This is a genomic window from Sporosarcina oncorhynchi (genome assembly GCF_033304615.1).
Classification (GTDB): Bacteria; Bacillota; Bacilli; order Bacillales_A; family Planococcaceae; genus Sporosarcina; species Sporosarcina oncorhynchi.
In genome coordinates this window covers 838,692-856,688 of sequence record NZ_CP129118.1, presented here as the reverse complement: position 1 = coordinate 856,688, position 17,997 = coordinate 838,692, and the positions used below count along the sequence as shown (strand labels likewise).

The following is a 17,997-nucleotide window of genomic DNA, read 5'->3' as shown; positions in this document are numbered from 1 at the left end:
CTTTTCCTCATACGAACTGGGCCGTTTCCGTCGAGTCTTTCATCGCTGTTGTAGACGATGTTCCGCCTGAAATGACTTGCGCAACTTCATCGAAATAACCCGTTCCAACTTCTCGCTGATGGCGCGTTGCTGTATAGCCTTTGGATTCATTCGCAAATTCTGCCTGTTGCAGCTTGGAATAAGCCGCCATTCCATGGTCTTTATAGTCATGTGCTAGCTCAAACATGCTGTGGTTCAGTGAATGGAAGCCAGCCAACGTAACGAATTGGAATTTGTATCCCATTTTACCAAGCTCACGCTGATACTTTGCAATAATGTCATCATCTAAATTTGCTTTCCAGTTAAATGAAGGCGAACAATTATAGGCGAGCATCTTGCCCGGGAACTTCTCATGAATAGCATCTGCAAATCGTTTTGCTTCCTCAAGATCAGGCGTGGACGTCTCACACCAAATCAGGTCTGCATAAGGCGCATAAGCTAACCCGCGTGCGATGGCTTGATCAATTCCTGCATTCGTGCGATAAAATCCTTCTGGTGTACGTTCACCTGTAATGAACGCATGATCCCGCTCATCAATATCACTTGTAATCAGGTCTGCCGCATCGGCATCTGTCCGCGCGATAATGATTGTATCAACGCCTAACACATCGGCTGCCAACCTTGCTGAGATGAGGTTTCTTACAGCGTTTTGTGTCGGTAACAATACTTTCCCACCTAGATGCCCGCACTTCTTTTCGGATGCCAACTGATCTTCGAAATGAACGCCAGCAGCCCCCGCTTCGATCATCGCTTTCATCAGTTCGAAAACATTTAGCGGTCCACCGAAACCAGCTTCCGCATCGGCAACAATCGGTGCGAACCAGTCGAATTCATCTTCACGATTTTCCGCGTGGTCGATCTGATCTGCTCTTTGCAAAGCTTGATTGATGCGCTTAACGACATTCGGCACACTATTGACCGGATAAAGGCTTTGGTCGGGATACATCTGTCCCGCCATATTCGCATCAGCCGCCACTTGCCAACCACTCAAGTAAATTGCTTGTAGACCAGCTTTCACTTGTTGGACTGCCTGATTACCCGTCAAAGCACCGAGCGCATTGATGAAGTCTGTTTCATGCAGTGATTTCCATAATCGTACTGCGCCTCTTTCGGCAAATGTATGACGGATTTGAATTGTCCCGCGAAGTTTTACGACTTCTTCTGCGCTATAGCCCCGCTCAATTCCGTTCCATCTCGCGTCTTCTTTCCAACTTCTTTCTAATTGTTCAATCTGTTCATTTCGTTTTGTCATTACAATCCACACCTTCCAATGAATTTGTTCAGCTGTTTGAAATGTGACTTTCTTACTGTTCCATAACAGCTAATGTTGTTATACATTAATATATAACAGAATATTTTAACTGTCAGTGTATTACGACAAAATGGTTTATTTTCACGATGAACGAAGAAATAGACGGATGAAATCGTATGGGAGGAAGACGAATGACGATGGAAAACTTGGAGATTAGTAAGGACTTTTTAAAACAGTACACCGATCTGTTAAAGGATTGGATTCCGCGAAATGCTTCTTTGGCAATCGCAATGGATGGTCACTACAGCTATTACTTTTCGGGCCAACATGATATCCGGTTAAAGGAAGGAGAACCAATTGCGGCCGGCAGTGTGGCGGAAAAAGTATTGACGTTAAAGAAGAAAGTGGAACTCATCGTCGATCAGACGTTATCTGATTTTCCTTATTACGGCATCGGCTATCCAATTGAAGTGCGCGGAAAGGTCGGGGCATTGATCGTCATACTTCCGCCGACTTATGAGAAGGATAAAATCGGCTCAGTCAGTATGCTCACAGGCAAACTGGAACACGAATGGTTCCCTGTACCAATCGACCATATTACGCATCTTGAAAGCTTTCAGAAAAAGACGTTCTTTTACACGGAGGACGGACAATACAGCATTACGCAAACATTAAAGGAACTGACAATGCGACTTCCGCAAACCTTTTTGCGCATTCACCGTTCGTATATCGTCAACACGACTTGCATCGAACGAATTGCGCGCGACTTTTCATCGAACCTCGTTGTAACTTTGAAGGACGGCACAGAATTACCTGTCAGCCAGTCTTATGTAAATGAAGTGCGGTGTGCGCTTGGGTTTTAATGTTCTTCTTACAATGGATGGCAGGACGAAAAAGTTGTGTCTGGTATGGGACTTGATAGTGCGAATTGACGAGGTTTATTTGGATGAAAATGGGTGAGTGTTGATAGAATGGTGACAAGCGGTGATAGAGCGGCGGGAAGCGGTGATTGAACGGGGCCAAGCGGTGATATCTGTCTGAGAAGCGGTGATATTCGGCTGAGAAGCGGTGATATTCGGCTGAGAAGCAGTGATAGACTCGACGTGAGCGGTGATAGAACGGAGCCAAGCGGTGATAAAAGGCGGCCAAGCGGTGATAACCGCCTAGCCGCCTTTATTCAAGTTATTTTTTGATTGCATCCGTGAATTGCTTCGTGCCATTCATCGCTTCTTCATACAGCTTCTTCGATAATTGCTTCGTATCTTGCAGCGTCTTCGACCAATCTTCGTTCATTGAATTGAAAGCTTCTAAGAAGTACGTATCGTTATCGTGCAGTTTCTCGATTGGGAATGAAAAATCGTTTAAATTAGCCAAGCTCATGAAGTCATTCACTTTATGGTGATAGGAGATTGCCATAATTGGCGTTTCCGTACAAGTCGCGAGTATTAAGGAATGCAAGCGAGTGCCGATGACAATATCCTGTTGCTCGGTCACTTTCAAAATATCGCTTGGCAATAAGTTTTCATCCATGATGGATGTCTTTGCACTGTGCTTCATCAGTTGTTGAATATCTTTCGTGACATTAGCATCTTGCGGGAATTTCGTTGCAAAAAATGTAATGTCCACGTCATTTTCTTCCGCGACCTTATCTAGATTTTTCGCCATGCCAGCTACATAGTTCTCATATAGCTCTTCATTGCCTTCAGGCCAATAGGCGGCGTTATAATAAGGCACAGCTGTTACACCAATCTTTTTCGGTGAAGAGGATTTCGCCTCAGCTTGTCCATCGCGCAAAGAAAATGCCGGGTCACCGATGACATCTACCGGTTTCTTCACGCCGATTGATTTGAGTAATGCTGCAGATTCCGGATCACGGACAGATACGTTTTGCGCGTATTTGCACATATTGCGAATAAACCATTTCCCAAGATTCGTCTCTAGCGGTCCCGCTCCACATCCATAGACGACATATGGCGTTTTCGACTGTTTCGCCATCATTGCGTAGGAGCCGTAAAGTGGTGCTTCCGTCCGGTATAGGTCCATTAGGATACCCCCGCCGCCTATGATGAGCAGGTCCAGTTTTTTTACAATTGGACGGTTCTGTCTATATGTTTCAAAGAATGTTTTCGCCGCGCTGCCTTTTCGGTAATACAGCGGATAGCTGTTGACGCCATAGCGAACGGAAGTCTGTTGCGGATTATTGCTGAATATCGTCAACTGGTTCGATTCGATTCCGAAAGTTGCGGTCACCTGTTTCACGAGACTTAATAGAATCGCTTCGTCTCCGTTATTGTCGTTTCCATAATTCCCTACAATACCTATTTTCATATGCGAACAACTTCCTTCTGTAATGAAATAATGAGTCCATTATAGCATGCTTCCGCTTCAATGAAAAAAGCCGCAGACCCGATTAAACGGTCCCACGGCTTTTGTTGTCATTTACTGATTGATGCTTCTGTAAAGGAATGCACTGAATTGTGCTCGATTAACCGATTTGTTCGGTTCAAAGTTTCCTTTTTCATTACCCGTTGTGATGCCGTGTTTAGCAAGGATATGCACTTGTTTGTGCGCCCAGTGGCTAGTTGGCACGTCTTTGAATTTATTCGGAGCTTCGCCTGAAAGCTGGTATGCCTTGACGAGAATTGCCGCCATTTGGGCGCGTGTCAATTCGCCTGCAGGATCGAAGCTGCCGTCACCTTTTCCGCCGACATAGTTGGCTGATGCGATGGCGTTGATTTCATTGAAGTAACGGTGTGTAGTTGGTACGTCACTGAATTGCTGCGCACCACCTACAGATGTATCCAAGTTGAATACACGGCTTAAGATGACTGCAGCGTGTTCACGAGACAATGTCTGACCAGGATTGAACTTGCCGTCAATATCGCCTTTAATGTAGCCAAGATCTTTTAGGAAACGGATTTCATTGTAATAGGCGTAGTTGGCAGGGATATCTGTAAATGCAGGCGTGCCATCTGTCAAATCAATTGCCATGGATGTTGTTTTCGTTCCAAGCGTAGCATTGATTGACCCTTTGCCTGGTGTCTTCGATGCTTTGAATGTACCTGATTCTGTAATCGTTCCGATGTTACCTGTCACACTCCAAGTGAGTTGCTCAGGTGCATAAATAACCGGTTTTCCTGTTGCATCTGTCGCTGTAGCAGTGAAGCGTTTAGTTGAGCCAGGCTCAATGCTTGAAGCGACTGGTGAAATCGTTAATTTCGCAGGAGCATCGACGACTTTAATCGGGAATGATTGTTTCGCTTCCCCATAGCGGATATTGATGCGGTCTTCACCAGCTTCAGTTGCAGTAATCGTTGTGCCTGAAGCTGTTGCTTTCCCATTTTCAGCTGTAATTGTTAATAGCGACGAATCGACTTTGAGTGGATTATAGTACGTATCCAATACATAGTTCACAGTCATCGGTACACTTGCACCAACAAGCATGTCCCCGACTTGTCCACGAGAAACGCTAATATGCGCGGGATCGCTTATCGGAGCTGTACTAATTGCTTCAACGATTGCAGATACTTTTCGCTGGCTGGATTCCGTCGTACGGTTCGCCAATTGGACTGTATTGCTGCCATGTTTACGGATACCCATTGCAGTAGAGCCGCCGCCGTCAAAATTGATGGCACGGTCGTAACCTTGTGCAGCTAAGTAGTTCGCAAACTGTGTCAATGTCATGCCGTTGCTGTAACCGCTTTTGTTATCGACTGTTACGAGATCGACTTTTTTCTTATCTTTACTGATCGCAATGGCCGTACGGGCTGTTTTCGCTGTTGCGCGCCAGTTGCCTGTATTCATCGTGATATACGGCTTACCATCTCTTAACAACATCGGCCCACTCGCCAGCATGAATGAAGAATCCATCCACTTTGAATCGATTGACAGATCCAAAGAGACGGAATCACCCATTCGGATGCCTTTCATTCTTTCAAGTGCTTTTTCACCATGGGCAGAAATAACAAATCCTGTTTTCGGGATTGTTACTTTTTCCTTCGAACCATAGTCTCTAACTTTCACAACTTTACCGGTCAATTGCTGACCGTAATATGTAGAGTCAACAGGTGATCCTGTATCCACAACGATTTCGATTCCAAATTCGTTGGATCCTGTAGCAGATGATAGATGTTGTGGGGTAAAGATAATGGTTTCGCCTGCTTGACGTTCGCGGTTCAAACCTGTCATTTGAAGATTCGTACCTGCATGCGTTATACCTACATTAAAATTGAACTCATCGATTTCAGCACGTCCGTCTTTCATTACCCCGAAGGCGATCGGCTTGCTGACGTAAAAATCACGAGAGCTTGAAATAACACCGCCGTTAATAATTTCATTCCCTTGGGAGATTAAATACATCGGAATACCGGACTTCATGTCGAAAAATGAAGCGTTCACTGCGCCGACAACACGATTTCCATCTCTGCTGTCACGATTCGCGAGTGTAGTTGTCGCTTCACGTTTTGCGAGTGGAGACGGAATACCGACATCCAGTTTCGTGTATGGATCATTCAAATCCACACTGACTGTATTAATATGGCTTGATCCTGAATGTGTGTAGTGTGAATACGTTACACCTGAGGACACTGGATAACTATCTACTGTTTGCGTTTTTGCTGACGCACCTGCTGGAACTGCTAATATAAGTGAAACAGCAGCTGCTGTCATAACGACTTTTTTCCCTAACGTTCTCAAAGAATGTACTTGATTATTGATAAGTCGACACCTTCCTTTCTATGAATCAAGTATCAGCTTACCAAAGTTATAGTTAAAAAACTATAATCCATAAGAAGGAAATAGGGGTAATAGTCGGATTTTAACGACTCAAAAGTCTTGTCAAATGGTTCATTTCAAGGAGTTTTGGTAGAAATTGAGGGGTAGACTGAGAGAAAGTCCACAGTTTAGGAATTGTTAAATTTAAAACCCATCCAAGCGCTAACTCCTTGGATGGGTTCTGTTTATCGGTCTTTCAGATTGAATCGTGTATATTGCATCGTCATGGAAGCGAATGTTCCGAACAGGATAAAGTAGAACATCGTGTACAACTTCAACTCCCAAATATTGTAGTAGAAGCCGGATACACCTGTTGCGAACCAGAGGGCGATCATGAATTTGCCCATTGTGGTTTTTCGTTCCTTCCAGAACAGATAAAGCATGCCAAGAAGGAAGCCAGTAAATAGGATTACACCGATGACGCCTGTTTCTGTGATGATCTGGATATATTGGTTGTCCGAGTAGAAGTACTTACCTCCATATATATCAGATCGGATTCCATAGTGATCGTAAATTGGCGAACCATATGATAATGTCGCAGATCCACCAAATGAGCCGAAACCTGACCCTGCGATTGGATAAGCTTTGAAGATTTCAAATCCTTTATTGATATAGAAGAATCGTCCACTTTCAGACATGAGCGCGAGATTCTTTTCGTCAAATGTCTCACCGAAACGGCCGCCAATGCTACCTGTCAAGTCTTCGGGTGGTTCCACTCCTAGAGATGCAACAAATTTCACGCCCAAATTGACCGGATAATAAATTAAAATAATTGAAGCGACACCTGCGATGATAAGCCGTTTTAACAGATGCCAGTTTTTCGACGTTAGAATGAAGATTCCACCGAGCACAAATGCTGAAATCCATGTTCCGCGAGAATAAGTCAATATGAACACGCCGAGGAAAACGACAAGAGTAATATTTAAGAACCATTTATACTTCTCGTTTTTATAAATACTTTGCAAGAACAAGAGCGAAATGATCCCGAACAGCAAGAGCAACGCCATGGAGTTTGGATTGCCAGGGAGCCCGTAAATACGGACAAAATTTGTTGTACTCAATGTTTTGTATTTCCAGACGTCCGGTAACAGCAATTGCCTCATGGACAGTTTTTCAATGATTCCATGGATGGATGCGATTAGACTTGTCCAAACCGTGATCCATGCAAGACGCTTCAGCCAATTATCCGGTAGGACCATTCTTGCAATGATGTAATACAACAAATACATAATTACAAATGTCCGTACTTGGAAAATAATCGCAGATGGCAATACGCCATTAACATATCCGCTAATTGACCCTGCGATCAATAAAGCGAAAAAGAACCATTCAAACCATTTGAATGTGAATAAAGACTTCAAATTTTGCCTACTCGCAATGACGAGCCTTGCGAATGCGACAAATGTGATCAAGTCCCCAATCAGCTTTAACCCGCTGTTCACTTCAACTAGCAAAGGACGGATACTGACGTAGATAACGAGGAATAGTAAGCTTTGTTGCGGTCTCAAGAATGTGAAAATTGTAAAAAACAGAGCGGTTGTGACAAGTGCAATGGATGTAGGCAGAAACAATGAAATGCAAATAACCGCCAAAGCGATTATGAAATAGACTGTATCTTTTTCTTTCAGTTTACTAGTAAGTGTAGTCATTAACAATAAATCCCTTTCTGAAATGTTCTCTGAATATTGATGGCATAAGGTCTGATTACTGCTATGTAATACAGCAACTGCTATTTGCCCTAAGTCATTATAGCATCTATTATGACGTTGCGGTTTATAGTTTAGTTGCATTTTGAAAATAATCATTTCAATAGAAGATAAAGCCGATTGATGAAGCATTTGGTGGACATTTCCAGACATAATTTCTTTGTTTTCGCTATGAATCTGACTTTCAAAACAATTTACACCTTATTATTTATTCATAAATCTGCTAGTATAATAGAAGATGCACAAAAGGAGGTTTCCTGGTGAAAAAAATAACGACTTTTACCTTACTCATGCTACTGGTGTTCGCACCGCTATTCCAACAATCAGCGGAAGCAAGTACCGTGACTGGCCATCAAATGGAGACAGAACTAAATTATTGGATCCAAAAGAATGTCATCCGCACGGACAGCAAATTCAATCCGAATAAAGCGGTGACCCGTGCCGAGTTCGCTTCTTATCTCGCACGCGCTTTGGACTTGCCTACTTCCACTAAATATACATTTAAAGATTTAAAAGTAGGTTCCAATTTGACGATTGAAATCCAGAATGCCGCTGGGGCCGGCTTACTCTCAGGTTATCCGGACGGTACATTCAAACCAAGCGATAAAATCACGCGTCAACAGATGGCAGGTATGATTTATAAAGCATTCCGCTATATGGATCTTCCAATTCAAAAGACAGATTTCACTTTCAAAGATTCAAACCAAATTTCTGCGAATTTCAAACAGCCGGTTTCTGCCGCAGTATATCTTGGAATCATCCGTGGGGATCATCAGAAGAATGGGGTTTATTTCAAGCCTAAAAACAGTGCAACGATTGCCCATGCAGCTGCTTTCCTATTTAGAATGGAAGCTGCAGCGAATCTGTTGAAGCCCCAAACGCCTACTGATCCAGAAACACCATCAACACCACCTGACGTCGATCCTGAAATCTATAAAGTAAGTAGCATTTCAAACGGACAGATCGTTCCTACAACAGCTCTATTTAGAACATACGAAGATGCATTGGCTGTCTACAATGCATCTTCGTCCATCGATGTCATCCAAAAAGGCAGTAAAATCATCAAAATGAAGGCAGGACGGGCTTTTGGGTCCCAAAACCCGAAACAGCTTACTTCCCTTTACAGCAATTCAACTTTGCGTGATGAAGTGACGTATGTTCAAAAAGGACGGGAAATGAAATACATTGGCAGTGGTGGCGATTACGTCATCGTTGAGCTAGCCGGTACTACCTATTACGCAAAACATGGCGAAGTTGATCTTGTGCCTGCTGATCTAGTAACAGGTTACGATTATTATATGGTCGACAGTAATAGCATCTTGACCCATTATACGTATGACAACTTAACAAAAACGAGAGGCATCTATTCGATAGGACCCGTCCCAACAACGATGCATGCAGCTACATATACAAGTCTTGACGGTGTACATTTCACAGAAGTTGGTTCTAAAAAAGTATATACGCATTATCCATACTTCCAATTTCAATCCGTCCGCCAGCCGACGAGCTATACAGCGGCTGAGCTCAATGCATATATCCAATACGCTTTGCAGGATCGTCAAAATACGGGTGCTGCGCGCTATGTCAATACGACGACCAAATCGAAACTGATTGGTCTCGGAGAATACTTAAAAACAGTAGAAGAAACGTACCGTGTAAACGCGATGTTCATTTTAGCGACAGCTATCCACGAAAGTGATTATGGCATGAGCGTCAATGCGCAAACAAAGAATAATATTTTCGGCATTAAAGTCTTTGATTCTTCTCCTGAAATGGGAGAAGTCTATGCCACTCCTGAAAATAGTATCAATGCGTTCATTCAACGCTACATGAACTTGAATTATGCCAATCCGCTTGGTGCCCATTCCAACGGTGCTGTGCCAGGCAATAAAGCTGTCGGATTTAACGTCAAATATGCGTCAGACCCTAACTGGGGCAGCAAAATAGCCGGACATATGTGGAAAATCGACAAATTCCTTGGCAGTAACGACTATCAACAGGCCCGGCTTGGCAGCATTAATTACACAGGTAAAGAGGGCGTCAATGTCCGGACAAGTCCGGAAGTGCTTCCAGACAACAAATTGTTCACGTACAAGCCAAAAAATCCAGGTTTTGAAGCTGCCTTCGGATACCCGGTTGTCATTGTCGATGAAATGACAGGCAGTGACGGCTATGTTTGGTATAAAATTCTTGCGGACATTAACCCGCCATCTGATTTCGGCTGGATCCGTTCTGATTTAGTAAATAAAATCGATTGAATAAAGAAAGAAAAATCCTCCGCGGACATAATCGCAGAGGATTTTTCTTTGTCTTTTATAAGGCATCCGTATGTTCAGGTCCTGCAGGTAACAGTTCCGGCATGCCAATTCGGTCAAGGCCATTTTTAATTTTTGTTGTATAGCCTTTTCCGTTTTGATTCATATAGCCAGCCTTTGAACGCAACATTTTTTCAAAGACAGCCGTTTTGGATGGATCGATATCTACCCATAATTCATAGGAATGGATGAGATCTTCTAATGTCAAATGGACATAATCCTCTCCGACAAATGTGTGATCTGGCGACACCTTATACCAAATGTCCCCATTTTTGCGAATCCATTTATCGGCATCTATTTCAAGAGCTCTCAGAAGACTTTCAGCTGTTTCCAAGTAGGCCGGTTTTCCGGTTTCCTTGTAAGCGAGCAACAGGATATTCATGCCGCCCAGCAGATGGTTCATCGATGAATGCGTCTTGACGTTTTGCTTCGACGGGAAGTAGTCCTGAATGTAATAAGCGGAAGGACTTACTTTAATAATATTTCCTTTGCTTTGTTGGGACACGAGAAGATCTGCATAATTCGTCAGACCAAGGTTATAATCATCATGACCAAACGCCTTGCCGCCGTTGTATAAGAATAACGCAATCTGTTCATTGAAACGTGTGTCAACAAACGGTGCAGTTATGCCAAACAGGTTTTTCAAATATGTGCTCGTCACTTCTGTTTCCCAATATGTTTGATCGCCTCTGAAAATATCCAGATTGGCGAAAGAATTATAGAGCAGACTTTCATAGTAGCGTTCGTTCGTTTGGTTGTAGAGCGCCATGACACGATCTTCTTTCACAAGCAGAAGATTACGCCCGTATCCTCGTCCTGAAGCGGGCATCGGTTCAATTGTTGTAGCCATTTTATTGTACGGGCCGTTTGCTGTATACCATTTGTTTCGTTTTTTATAATAGATTGCTGATTCAAGCATCCAGTCATCCATCTTCTGATTTGTCGAAAACAACAATTGATCGGACACAAGCAACCATTGGTCGACAATATCATATCCGCGTGAACTTAGTGTGTAAACAGACAGTTGCGTGTCACCGAGCATAATGCTGCTGAACGCAACATTTTCATCCATCAATTCACGTGTGTAACTGCTTTCGCCGTTCGGATACTTTTGAGAAAGCTCCTTTGAGCGATAGGCTTTACCAATCATTTTCTGCGACTTGTCCCCTTCTTCATAAGTCTTCTCGAAAATACCGGTCGGATATGTCGTCATATCAAAGCCAAATGTGTCATCTGTATCTTTCTTTACAGGATAACGATCATATTCTCGTAATATCCCTTTCGACAGACCGCTTTCCGCTTGAATGAGATCGACTGTTACTGGCATCCGTTGCGGATTTCTCAGCTCAGAGAAAATGAAGTAATCGCCGTTTTCCAGCTGTCTTTTCGTTACATTTACAACCGCTGGAGACATTCCAGCAATTTTGTACGTGTATACAGTGTCAGTGGAATGTGAATGTTTCGTCGTCTTTTCCCCTGCAAACTGTAGGTAAGCGTTCGATCTCAAATACGTCTTGTCTGTTTTAGAAACAGGCACTTCCACGAAATTTTGTTCATGTCGAACCGGATTAAAGTCTCCATATGTACCGGCTTTTTTGAATGAAACTTCTGGTGTCTCTTGGATCTTACCTGTTTCTACCATCGCACGGTGCAGGAATACAACATACGTCGCGCGGTTCACGGCCGTTTTCGGGTCGAATGTACCATCTTCCTTACCTGTTGTAATGCCATGTTGTGCTAAAATTTTTACCCCTTCTTGATGTGACTCACTGATTCTATTCTGGTCTGCAAACTGTATATCCTCGCCTGTGTCTTCCAGTTTGAATGCACGTACAATGACAGTTGCCATCTGTTCACGTGTCAGTGAATCCCCAACACCGAATGTGCCATCTTCTTTCCCAAGAAAAATCTCCGCTTCATAAGTAGCCATCGCCCCTTTTAAATGGGAGGACTTACTGCTAACGTCTTTAAAAATCGGACGATAGGGTGCGTCAGGTAATCCAAGTGCTGTCGCCAGCAAATTCGCAGCTTGGCCACGTGACACTTCAAGTGCAGGTCTGAACTGCTTATCCGGATACCCGTTAATGATCCCTTTATCAACGAGTTGGGTTACTTCATCTTTCGCCCAGAACTCATTATGGATATCGGAGAAACTCTGATTGATCTCCATCGAATTTGCACCGATCGAGTTGCATCCAAACAATGCAAGCATCATCGTTAGCACACTTGCCAATAGGACTTTCATTCGTTTAGAACTAGCCATATTCCTTGTTCCTCCTGTTAAGTAACGCCGTAGCGCAATTGTTGTTATGTATTTTGGTACGTATACAAGTTATGTTGATTGGAGATTGTCAGATGTTGGTCATAGCGGATTTACTCGATTGGGGGTGCAGTTAATTGGTTTCCGATTATTCATTAGGGGCGAGTGATGATTGAATAAGTGCGATGGATGATCCAGTTCGTTGGAATGTAGTTATGAAACTATTTCCGCTCAACATGGTCGAAGAATCGCTCAACCTCACGACATTTCCGCTCAACATGCCGGGAGAACCGCTCAACCTCATGTCTTTTCCGCTCAACATGACCGCAAAACCGCTCAACCTCATAACATTTCCGCTCAACATGCCGGAAGAACCGCTCAACCTCACGACATTTCCACTCAACATGCCGCAAAACCGCTCAACCTCACGACATTTCCGCTCAACATGACCGAAGAACCGCTCAACCTCACGACATTTCCGCTCAACATGCCGGGAGAACCGCTCAACCTCACGACTTTTCCGCTCAACATGCCGGGAGAACCGCTCAAACTCACGACTTTTCCGCTCAACATGGCCGCAAAACCGCTCAACCTCACGCTATTTCCGCGCAACTTAGCAGTGAAACGGCTCAATCTAACTCTTCCTTCAACGCGCATAACCTCGTATATTGTCAGTTTTTATCATACCATAAAACTGTAATAGAAAACCCCCTATCTACTAGGAGGTTTCTCTAAATACGCTCTATTTGTCATCCTTTAGCATCTTGTGCAAATGTGTCCCCATTTTTCCGAACTTGAATATCTATTTTATGATCGGGGTATTTCTCTTCAACTGTCTTCAAGTAAGTGGAAGCTAGTTCTTCCGCTGATTCCTTGCTCATTTCTTCATCAGCATCAATATCAAGTAATACATAACCGCCGCTATCTTCTGTGACGATTAAGCTAACGGATGCTACACCTTCTTCTTTTTCAATAGCTTCTTTCAACTCGTCATCCGATTTGGCGGAGTCTGATTTGTCGACAGCATTTTGATCGTCCAAATTCTGTTGCGTCTGTTCTACCTGTTCTGTCGGTTCATCAACATTTTCTTTACTTGTATCCTCTTTGTCACTGCACGCGCCGAGGATAATCGAGCATCCTAACAGTGCAGACAATATCGCTGTTTTCTTCATTCCGAAAACCTCCTTCTGAGAATATAGGTGCCATGTTAACACAAAAAAAGCACGAGCTGCAAGCCTCGTACTTTTTCATAGGTTTATATGATCAAATTCACGTCTAATGAATCATGCGGTTCAGACGATGGCGAACTTCCGATCGTCGGCCTTCTGATTCATACGATCCAGTAAATAATCATGTGATGACTTGACGATTGTTTCCTGTCTCTTCGCAAAAAGCTCTGTTGCTAAATTCGTCGGAGCAAACTGTTGCGCAAATTGCTCCACTTTCATTGTCGCCGCTTCTTTTACTACGTCAGTTGCATATTCCAAAATACGCTCTTCTTTCTGTTCAGCTGGCTTTTGAATAGAAAGGTCTTCTACCGGCGTGACGACAGATGCCTGTGCACTACTGAATGAAGTAGATGCAACATTGTCTTTATATGCACCTTTATTAATCGATGCAGCAATCTTCGCGATATCCGGACGGGTTTCCTGTACAGCTGCTATTGCAAAATCCATTTCTCCCGGGTTGTCTGCGAAGAACGGATTTTCATACCAATACTTATCTTCAAAACGACCTTGTGAAGCAGCCAATGCATTATTATAAGGCGAATTGAACCAATCGTTCGCTACTTTCGGAATATCATGTTGCTTAGCTAAATCGGAATTGTTGGCGAATGCAATAACATGCGGTACAGCACCAGGTGCATTCTTGAAATCGTTAATCAGATCATCAAGATGAGCTTTCCGTTTGTCGATTTCCACCTTGTCTCCTGACTGCATTGCTTCTTTCAATGAACGATTTTGCACATCAATCAGATTGCCATAATACAACTTATTCTGTTTCATTTCTCCGCCGACATTGTCATACCATGCGGGATGTTGCTTTGCTTGGAACTGATGGTAGTCAGTCCAATCATTTTTGCGGATTGACTCCATAATTAAGGAATTTCTTCCTTGATTGACAGCTGCCAACGGATTAATCGCAGCCGCCTCTTTGCCCCAGACTTTCCGCCAACCATCGCCAGAAGCACTATTCGTATCCTTCACTTGCATGGAAAAAGTTGTCGGATCATTCAATGCAGAAATAAACACTTTGCCACCCCATCATTTATATAGTCAGTATGTCTTAGGTTCTAGTAATATATATTTCTATCTAGTATACATGATTTCGACATAGATTGACAGATGGATTTGTGAATGAAAAGAGAAAACCTTCCTCGATAAAATAGGAAGGTTTGATTCATTAAGCATGTGCTTTTTCATACTGCGCAATCTGCTCTTCATATTGGAATGTCAACGCGATTTCATCCCAGCCATTCAACAGCATCTGCTTGTAATATGGATCAATATCAAACGAATAGGTCTTTCCCTCTTCGTCTTTCACAATTTGCTTCTCTAAATCTACTTCGAGGACTTGCGGTGTTTCTAGCCCTTTTGACAACAGAGTTTCAATTTCAGCTAGCGTCAAACGTACGGGTAAGATGCCATTCTTGAAACAGTTATTATAGAAGATATCCGCAAAAGAAGGCGCAATGACAACTTGAAATCCATAATCCAATATTGACCATGGCGCATGTTCCCTGGAAGAGCCGCACCCAAAGTTTTCATGTGCGACAAGAATTGTTGAGTTTGCAAATCGAGGATCATTTAATACAAAATCTGTATTCTCTGTACCATCCGCATTGAATCGCCAGTGGTGGAACAAATACTTCCCAAACCCTGTACGTTCGATTCGCTTCAAAAATTCCTTAGAGATGATTTGATCGGTATCAACGTTTTTACGATTCAGTGGAGTCATGACACTCCGAACTTCATTAATCGGTTTCATGGAATCATCCTCTCATCATTATGCATGCGTCAACCGCATTTCGCGCACATCCGTGAATCGGCCTTTGACTGCTGCAGCGGCTGCCATTGCAGGGCTCATCAAATGCGTGCGTGAACCTGCACCTTGCCGCCCTTCAAAATTCCGATTAGATGTCGATGCACATCTTTCTCCTGCTGGAACGACATCATCATTCATTGCCAGGCACATGCTACATCCTGACTCCCGCCATTCAAATCCAGCTTCGAGAAATACTTTATCCAACCCTTCGTCTTCTGCTTGTTTTTTTACTGTTCGCGACCCTGGTACAACGATCGCCGTTACATCGGGATGGACTTTTAACCCCGCAACGACGTCTGCCGCCTCGCGCAGATCACTCAATCTTGCATTTGTACAAGAACCGATGAATACGTGCTGGATGGGGATAGATGTTAGTGGTGTACCTTCCTCAAGCCCCATATAGGCAAGTGCCTTTTCTAGCGCTTCTTTATCAGATTCATCCTCAAAATCCTGCGCTGATGGAACGAGTCCGCTAATACCCGACCCCATAGAAGGATTCGTCCCCCATGTGACAAATGGCTCGATTGTCTCCGCGTCGATTTCAAGCACGGTATCATAAGTAGCCCCTTCATCGGATGCAAGAGCAAGCCATCCAGCCGCCGCTTCCTCGAAAGCTTCCCCTTCAGGCACATAACGCCTGCCCCTTAAATACTCCACCGTCGTTGCATCCGGACTGATCAACCCCGCTTTCGCGCCAGCCTCAATGGACATATTGCAAATCGTCATCCGTTCTTCCATCGTCAATCCACGGATTGCTTCGCCTGTAAATTCTGCGATATGACCCGTGCCAACGTCGATCCCGAATTTCGCGATAATCGCTAAAATGACATCCTTTGCGGTAACGCCGAAACCGAGTTTTCCGTTAATACGAATTTCCATCGTTTTCGGTTTTGATTGCCATAGCGTTTGTGTAGAAAGAACGTGTTCCACTTCACTCGTGCCGATGCCAAATGCGATAGCGCCGAAAGCACCGTGAGTGGACGTATGGCTATCACCGCATACAATCGTTTTCCCCGGTTGTGTCAAGCCGAGTTCAGGACCGATGATATGCACAATGCCCTGATCGGGATGTGCCATGTCCGCCAGTTGAATGCCGAACTCGTTACAGTTTGTTTCCAATGTGACAATTTGCTTTTTAGCGATCGGATCCTTAATGGTCGGTAAATTCTTAGTCGGCACATTATGGTCCATCGTTGCAAAACAAAGGTCCGGACGTCTCACTTTCCGGCCCGCCAGCCGCAATCCTTCAAACGCCTGAGGAGAAGTCACTTCATGCAATAAATGCAAATCGATGTACAATAAATCAGGCTTCCCCTGTTCTTCATAGACAATATGCTGTTCCCAAACCTTTTCAATAATCGTTTTAGCCATTTGCGCTTCTCCTTCCCGTCAATTCTAGAAATGGGGACTTCTGCTACATCAAGTTATACGTATGAAAACATAATGCTATTGGAAACGAACTGTAGATCCAATTCGCCAATCACTTTATCCGTCCATTCTTTTGTTGAATGGACCCGACCGTCTTCTACCGAAAGATCCGACGTAAAATGCCCATCTTCAAACACTGTTTCAACCGCTTTTTCGATCGTCGCCGCTTCTGTTTCCATACCAAACGAATAGCGGAGCATCATCGCTGCAGACAAAATGGCTGCAGCTGGATTGGCGATGCCTTTCCCTGCGACATCCGGAGCTGATCCATGGACTGGTTCATAGAGACCGAAGCCATCTGAACGGACACTTGCTGATGGCAATAAACCAAGAGAACCTGTAATAACCGATGCTTCATCGCTCAAGATATCTCCGAACATATTCTCTGTCACGACAACGTCAAACGAACCGGGATTGGTAATTAATTTCATTGCCGCAGAGTCGACAAGCTGGTGCTCAACTTCAACATCCGGATATCCTTTCTTCATCTCTTCTACAACTTCATGCCATAACTTACTAGACTGAAGGACATTGGCCTTATCAACAGAAGTCACTTTTCCCCGGCGCAAACGTGCGAGTTCAAATGCTTTTTCAACGATTCGTTCAATTTCTTCACGTGTGTATACAAGTGTATCTACAGCAGATTTTGCTGTTTTGCGACTTGGTTCACCGAAGTAGATGCCTCCTGTCAGTTCGCGTACAATCATCATATCGACGTTCTTTACAACATCTTCTTTTAAAGGAGAAGCATGAAGCAAGGACGGAACAGCTTTCACCGGACGCAAATTCGCGAATAGGTCAAAATGTTTCCTGATTGCGAGAAGACCTTTTTCCGGCCGTAATTCCGAAGGGTTTTGATCCCATTTTGGACCTCCGACAGCCCCTAAGAGTATTGCATCACTTGATTCGCAGATGGCAATCGTTTCCTCAGGCAGTGGATGATTGAACTTATCAATCGCTTCGCCCCCAATCGATGCAAAATCGAATTGGAAAGTGTGGTTGAATCGTCTTGCAACCACTTCAAGAACCCGTACTGCCGCCTCTGTCACTTCCGGCCCAATTCCGTCGCCTTGTAATACAGCTACTCTTTTTTCCATTGAACTTCTCCTCCTTGTTGTTGTCAAAAATCTTCAAATTACTATATGGAACGAAATATTCAGTCTTATGTGAGTAAATTAC

13 protein-coding genes are annotated in these 17,997 nt (G+C 43.8%); 3 read left to right on the top strand and 10 right to left on the bottom strand.

The genetic code is table 11. The annotated features are described in order from the left end of the window. Positions 1–7: 7 nt before the first annotated feature. Complete coding sequence (gene aceA, locus QWT69_RS03935) at positions 8–1,291, bottom strand: isocitrate lyase (protein WP_317969177.1); 1,284 nt, start codon at positions 1,289–1,291, stop codon at positions 8–10. 191 nt (positions 1,292–1,482) lie between these two features. Between aceA and QWT69_RS03930 the strand changes: the two genes are divergently transcribed. Next, positions 1,483–2,154: a LytTR family DNA-binding domain-containing protein gene (locus QWT69_RS03930; protein ID WP_317969175.1), complete on the top strand. Its 672-nt coding sequence runs from the start codon at positions 1,483–1,485 to the stop codon at positions 2,152–2,154. A 319-nt stretch (positions 2,155–2,473) separates the two neighbouring features. Here the strand turns inward: QWT69_RS03930 and QWT69_RS03925 are convergent, their stop codons facing one another. The 3 genes from QWT69_RS03925 to QWT69_RS03915 all read right to left on the bottom strand — a co-directional run bounded on the left by QWT69_RS03925 (position 2,474) and on the right by QWT69_RS03915 (position 7,713). Next, on the bottom strand, positions 2,474–3,619 hold the full coding sequence (locus QWT69_RS03925) for a polysaccharide pyruvyl transferase family protein (protein ID WP_317969173.1): 1,146 nt from the start codon (positions 3,617–3,619) through the stop codon (positions 2,474–2,476). Between the two features lie 111 nt (positions 3,620–3,730). Beyond that, entirely contained in the window at positions 3,731–5,959 is a 2,229-nt protein-coding gene (locus QWT69_RS03920) for an S-layer homology domain-containing protein (protein WP_317969171.1), read from the bottom strand. 290 nt (positions 5,960–6,249) lie between these two features. Then, the gene (locus QWT69_RS03915; protein WP_317969169.1) at positions 6,250–7,713 is read right to left on the bottom strand and encodes an O-antigen ligase family protein; all 1,464 of its coding nucleotides are present in this window, start codon (positions 7,711–7,713) and stop codon (positions 6,250–6,252) included. Between the two features lie 317 nt (positions 7,714–8,030). Between QWT69_RS03915 and QWT69_RS03910 the strand changes: the two genes are divergently transcribed. Continuing rightward, positions 8,031–10,028 carry an S-layer homology domain-containing protein gene (locus QWT69_RS03910; RefSeq protein WP_317969167.1) on the top strand — a complete coding sequence of 666 codons (1,998 nt, stop codon included), beginning with the start codon at positions 8,031–8,033 and terminating at the stop codon, positions 10,026–10,028. Between the two features lie 55 nt (positions 10,029–10,083). Here the strand turns inward: QWT69_RS03910 and QWT69_RS03905 are convergent, their stop codons facing one another. Then, positions 10,084–12,348, bottom strand: coding sequence for an S-layer homology domain-containing protein (locus tag QWT69_RS03905; protein WP_317969165.1), 2,265 nt, complete (start codon positions 12,346–12,348; stop codon positions 10,084–10,086). A 199-nt stretch (positions 12,349–12,547) separates the two neighbouring features. On the opposite strand from QWT69_RS03905, the gene QWT69_RS03900 reads away from it, so the two are divergent. Next, positions 12,548–13,045 (top strand): hypothetical protein, encoded by a 498-nt coding sequence (locus QWT69_RS03900; protein ID WP_317969164.1) that lies wholly within the window; start codon positions 12,548–12,550, stop codon positions 13,043–13,045. 49 nt (positions 13,046–13,094) lie between these two features. On the opposite strand, the gene QWT69_RS03895 is transcribed toward QWT69_RS03900, so the two are convergent. The 5 genes from QWT69_RS03895 to leuB all read right to left on the bottom strand — a co-directional run bounded on the left by QWT69_RS03895 (position 13,095) and on the right by leuB (position 17,915). Continuing rightward, entirely contained in the window at positions 13,095–13,517 is a 423-nt protein-coding gene (locus tag QWT69_RS03895; RefSeq protein WP_317969162.1) for a cation transporter dimerization domain-containing protein, read from the bottom strand. A gap of 120 nt (positions 13,518–13,637) precedes the next feature. Next, positions 13,638–14,597 (bottom strand): hypothetical protein, encoded by a 960-nt coding sequence (locus QWT69_RS03890; protein WP_317969160.1) that lies wholly within the window; start codon positions 14,595–14,597, stop codon positions 13,638–13,640. A gap of 151 nt (positions 14,598–14,748) precedes the next feature. Beyond that, positions 14,749–15,333 (bottom strand): 3-isopropylmalate dehydratase small subunit, encoded by a 585-nt coding sequence (gene leuD, locus QWT69_RS03885; protein WP_317969158.1) that lies wholly within the window; start codon positions 15,331–15,333, stop codon positions 14,749–14,751. An 18-nt stretch (positions 15,334–15,351) separates the two neighbouring features. Continuing rightward, positions 15,352–16,761 carry a 3-isopropylmalate dehydratase large subunit gene (gene leuC / locus QWT69_RS03880; protein WP_317969156.1) on the bottom strand — a complete coding sequence of 470 codons (1,410 nt, stop codon included), beginning with the start codon at positions 16,759–16,761 and terminating at the stop codon, positions 15,352–15,354. 53 nt (positions 16,762–16,814) lie between these two features. Continuing rightward, positions 16,815–17,915, bottom strand: coding sequence for a 3-isopropylmalate dehydrogenase (leuB, locus tag QWT69_RS03875; RefSeq protein ID WP_317969154.1), 1,101 nt, complete (start codon positions 17,913–17,915; stop codon positions 16,815–16,817). Positions 17,916–17,997: the final 82 nt, after the last annotated feature.

What these genes read in the sequence shown, in the direction of transcription:
- leuC (WP_317969156.1), bottom strand. Translation starts at nt 16,761, where the DNA reads ATGGCTAAAACGATTATTGAAAAGGTTTGGGAACAGCATATTGTCTAT.
- QWT69_RS03915 (WP_317969169.1), bottom strand. Translation starts at nt 7,713, where the DNA reads ATGACTACACTTACTAGTAAACTGAAAGAAAAAGATACAGTCTATTTC.
- QWT69_RS03930 (WP_317969175.1), top strand. Translation starts at nt 1,483, where the DNA reads ATGACGATGGAAAACTTGGAGATTAGTAAGGACTTTTTAAAACAGTAC.
- QWT69_RS03905 (WP_317969165.1), bottom strand. Translation starts at nt 12,348, where the DNA reads ATGGCTAGTTCTAAACGAATGAAAGTCCTATTGGCAAGTGTGCTAACG.
- QWT69_RS03920 (WP_317969171.1), bottom strand. Translation starts at nt 5,959, where the DNA reads ATGACAGCAGCTGCTGTTTCACTTATATTAGCAGTTCCAGCAGGTGCG.
- leuB (WP_317969154.1), bottom strand. Translation starts at nt 17,915, where the DNA reads ATGGAAAAAAGAGTAGCTGTATTACAAGGCGACGGAATTGGGCCGGAA.
- leuD (WP_317969158.1), bottom strand. Translation starts at nt 15,333, where the DNA reads ATGAAACCGATTAATGAAGTTCGGAGTGTCATGACTCCACTGAATCGT.
- QWT69_RS03925 (WP_317969173.1), bottom strand. Translation starts at nt 3,619, where the DNA reads ATGAAAATAGGTATTGTAGGGAATTATGGAAACGACAATAACGGAGAC.
- aceA (WP_317969177.1), bottom strand. Translation starts at nt 1,291, where the DNA reads ATGACAAAACGAAATGAACAGATTGAACAATTAGAAAGAAGTTGGAAA.
- QWT69_RS03895 (WP_317969162.1), bottom strand. Translation starts at nt 13,517, where the DNA reads ATGAAGAAAACAGCGATATTGTCTGCACTGTTAGGATGCTCGATTATC.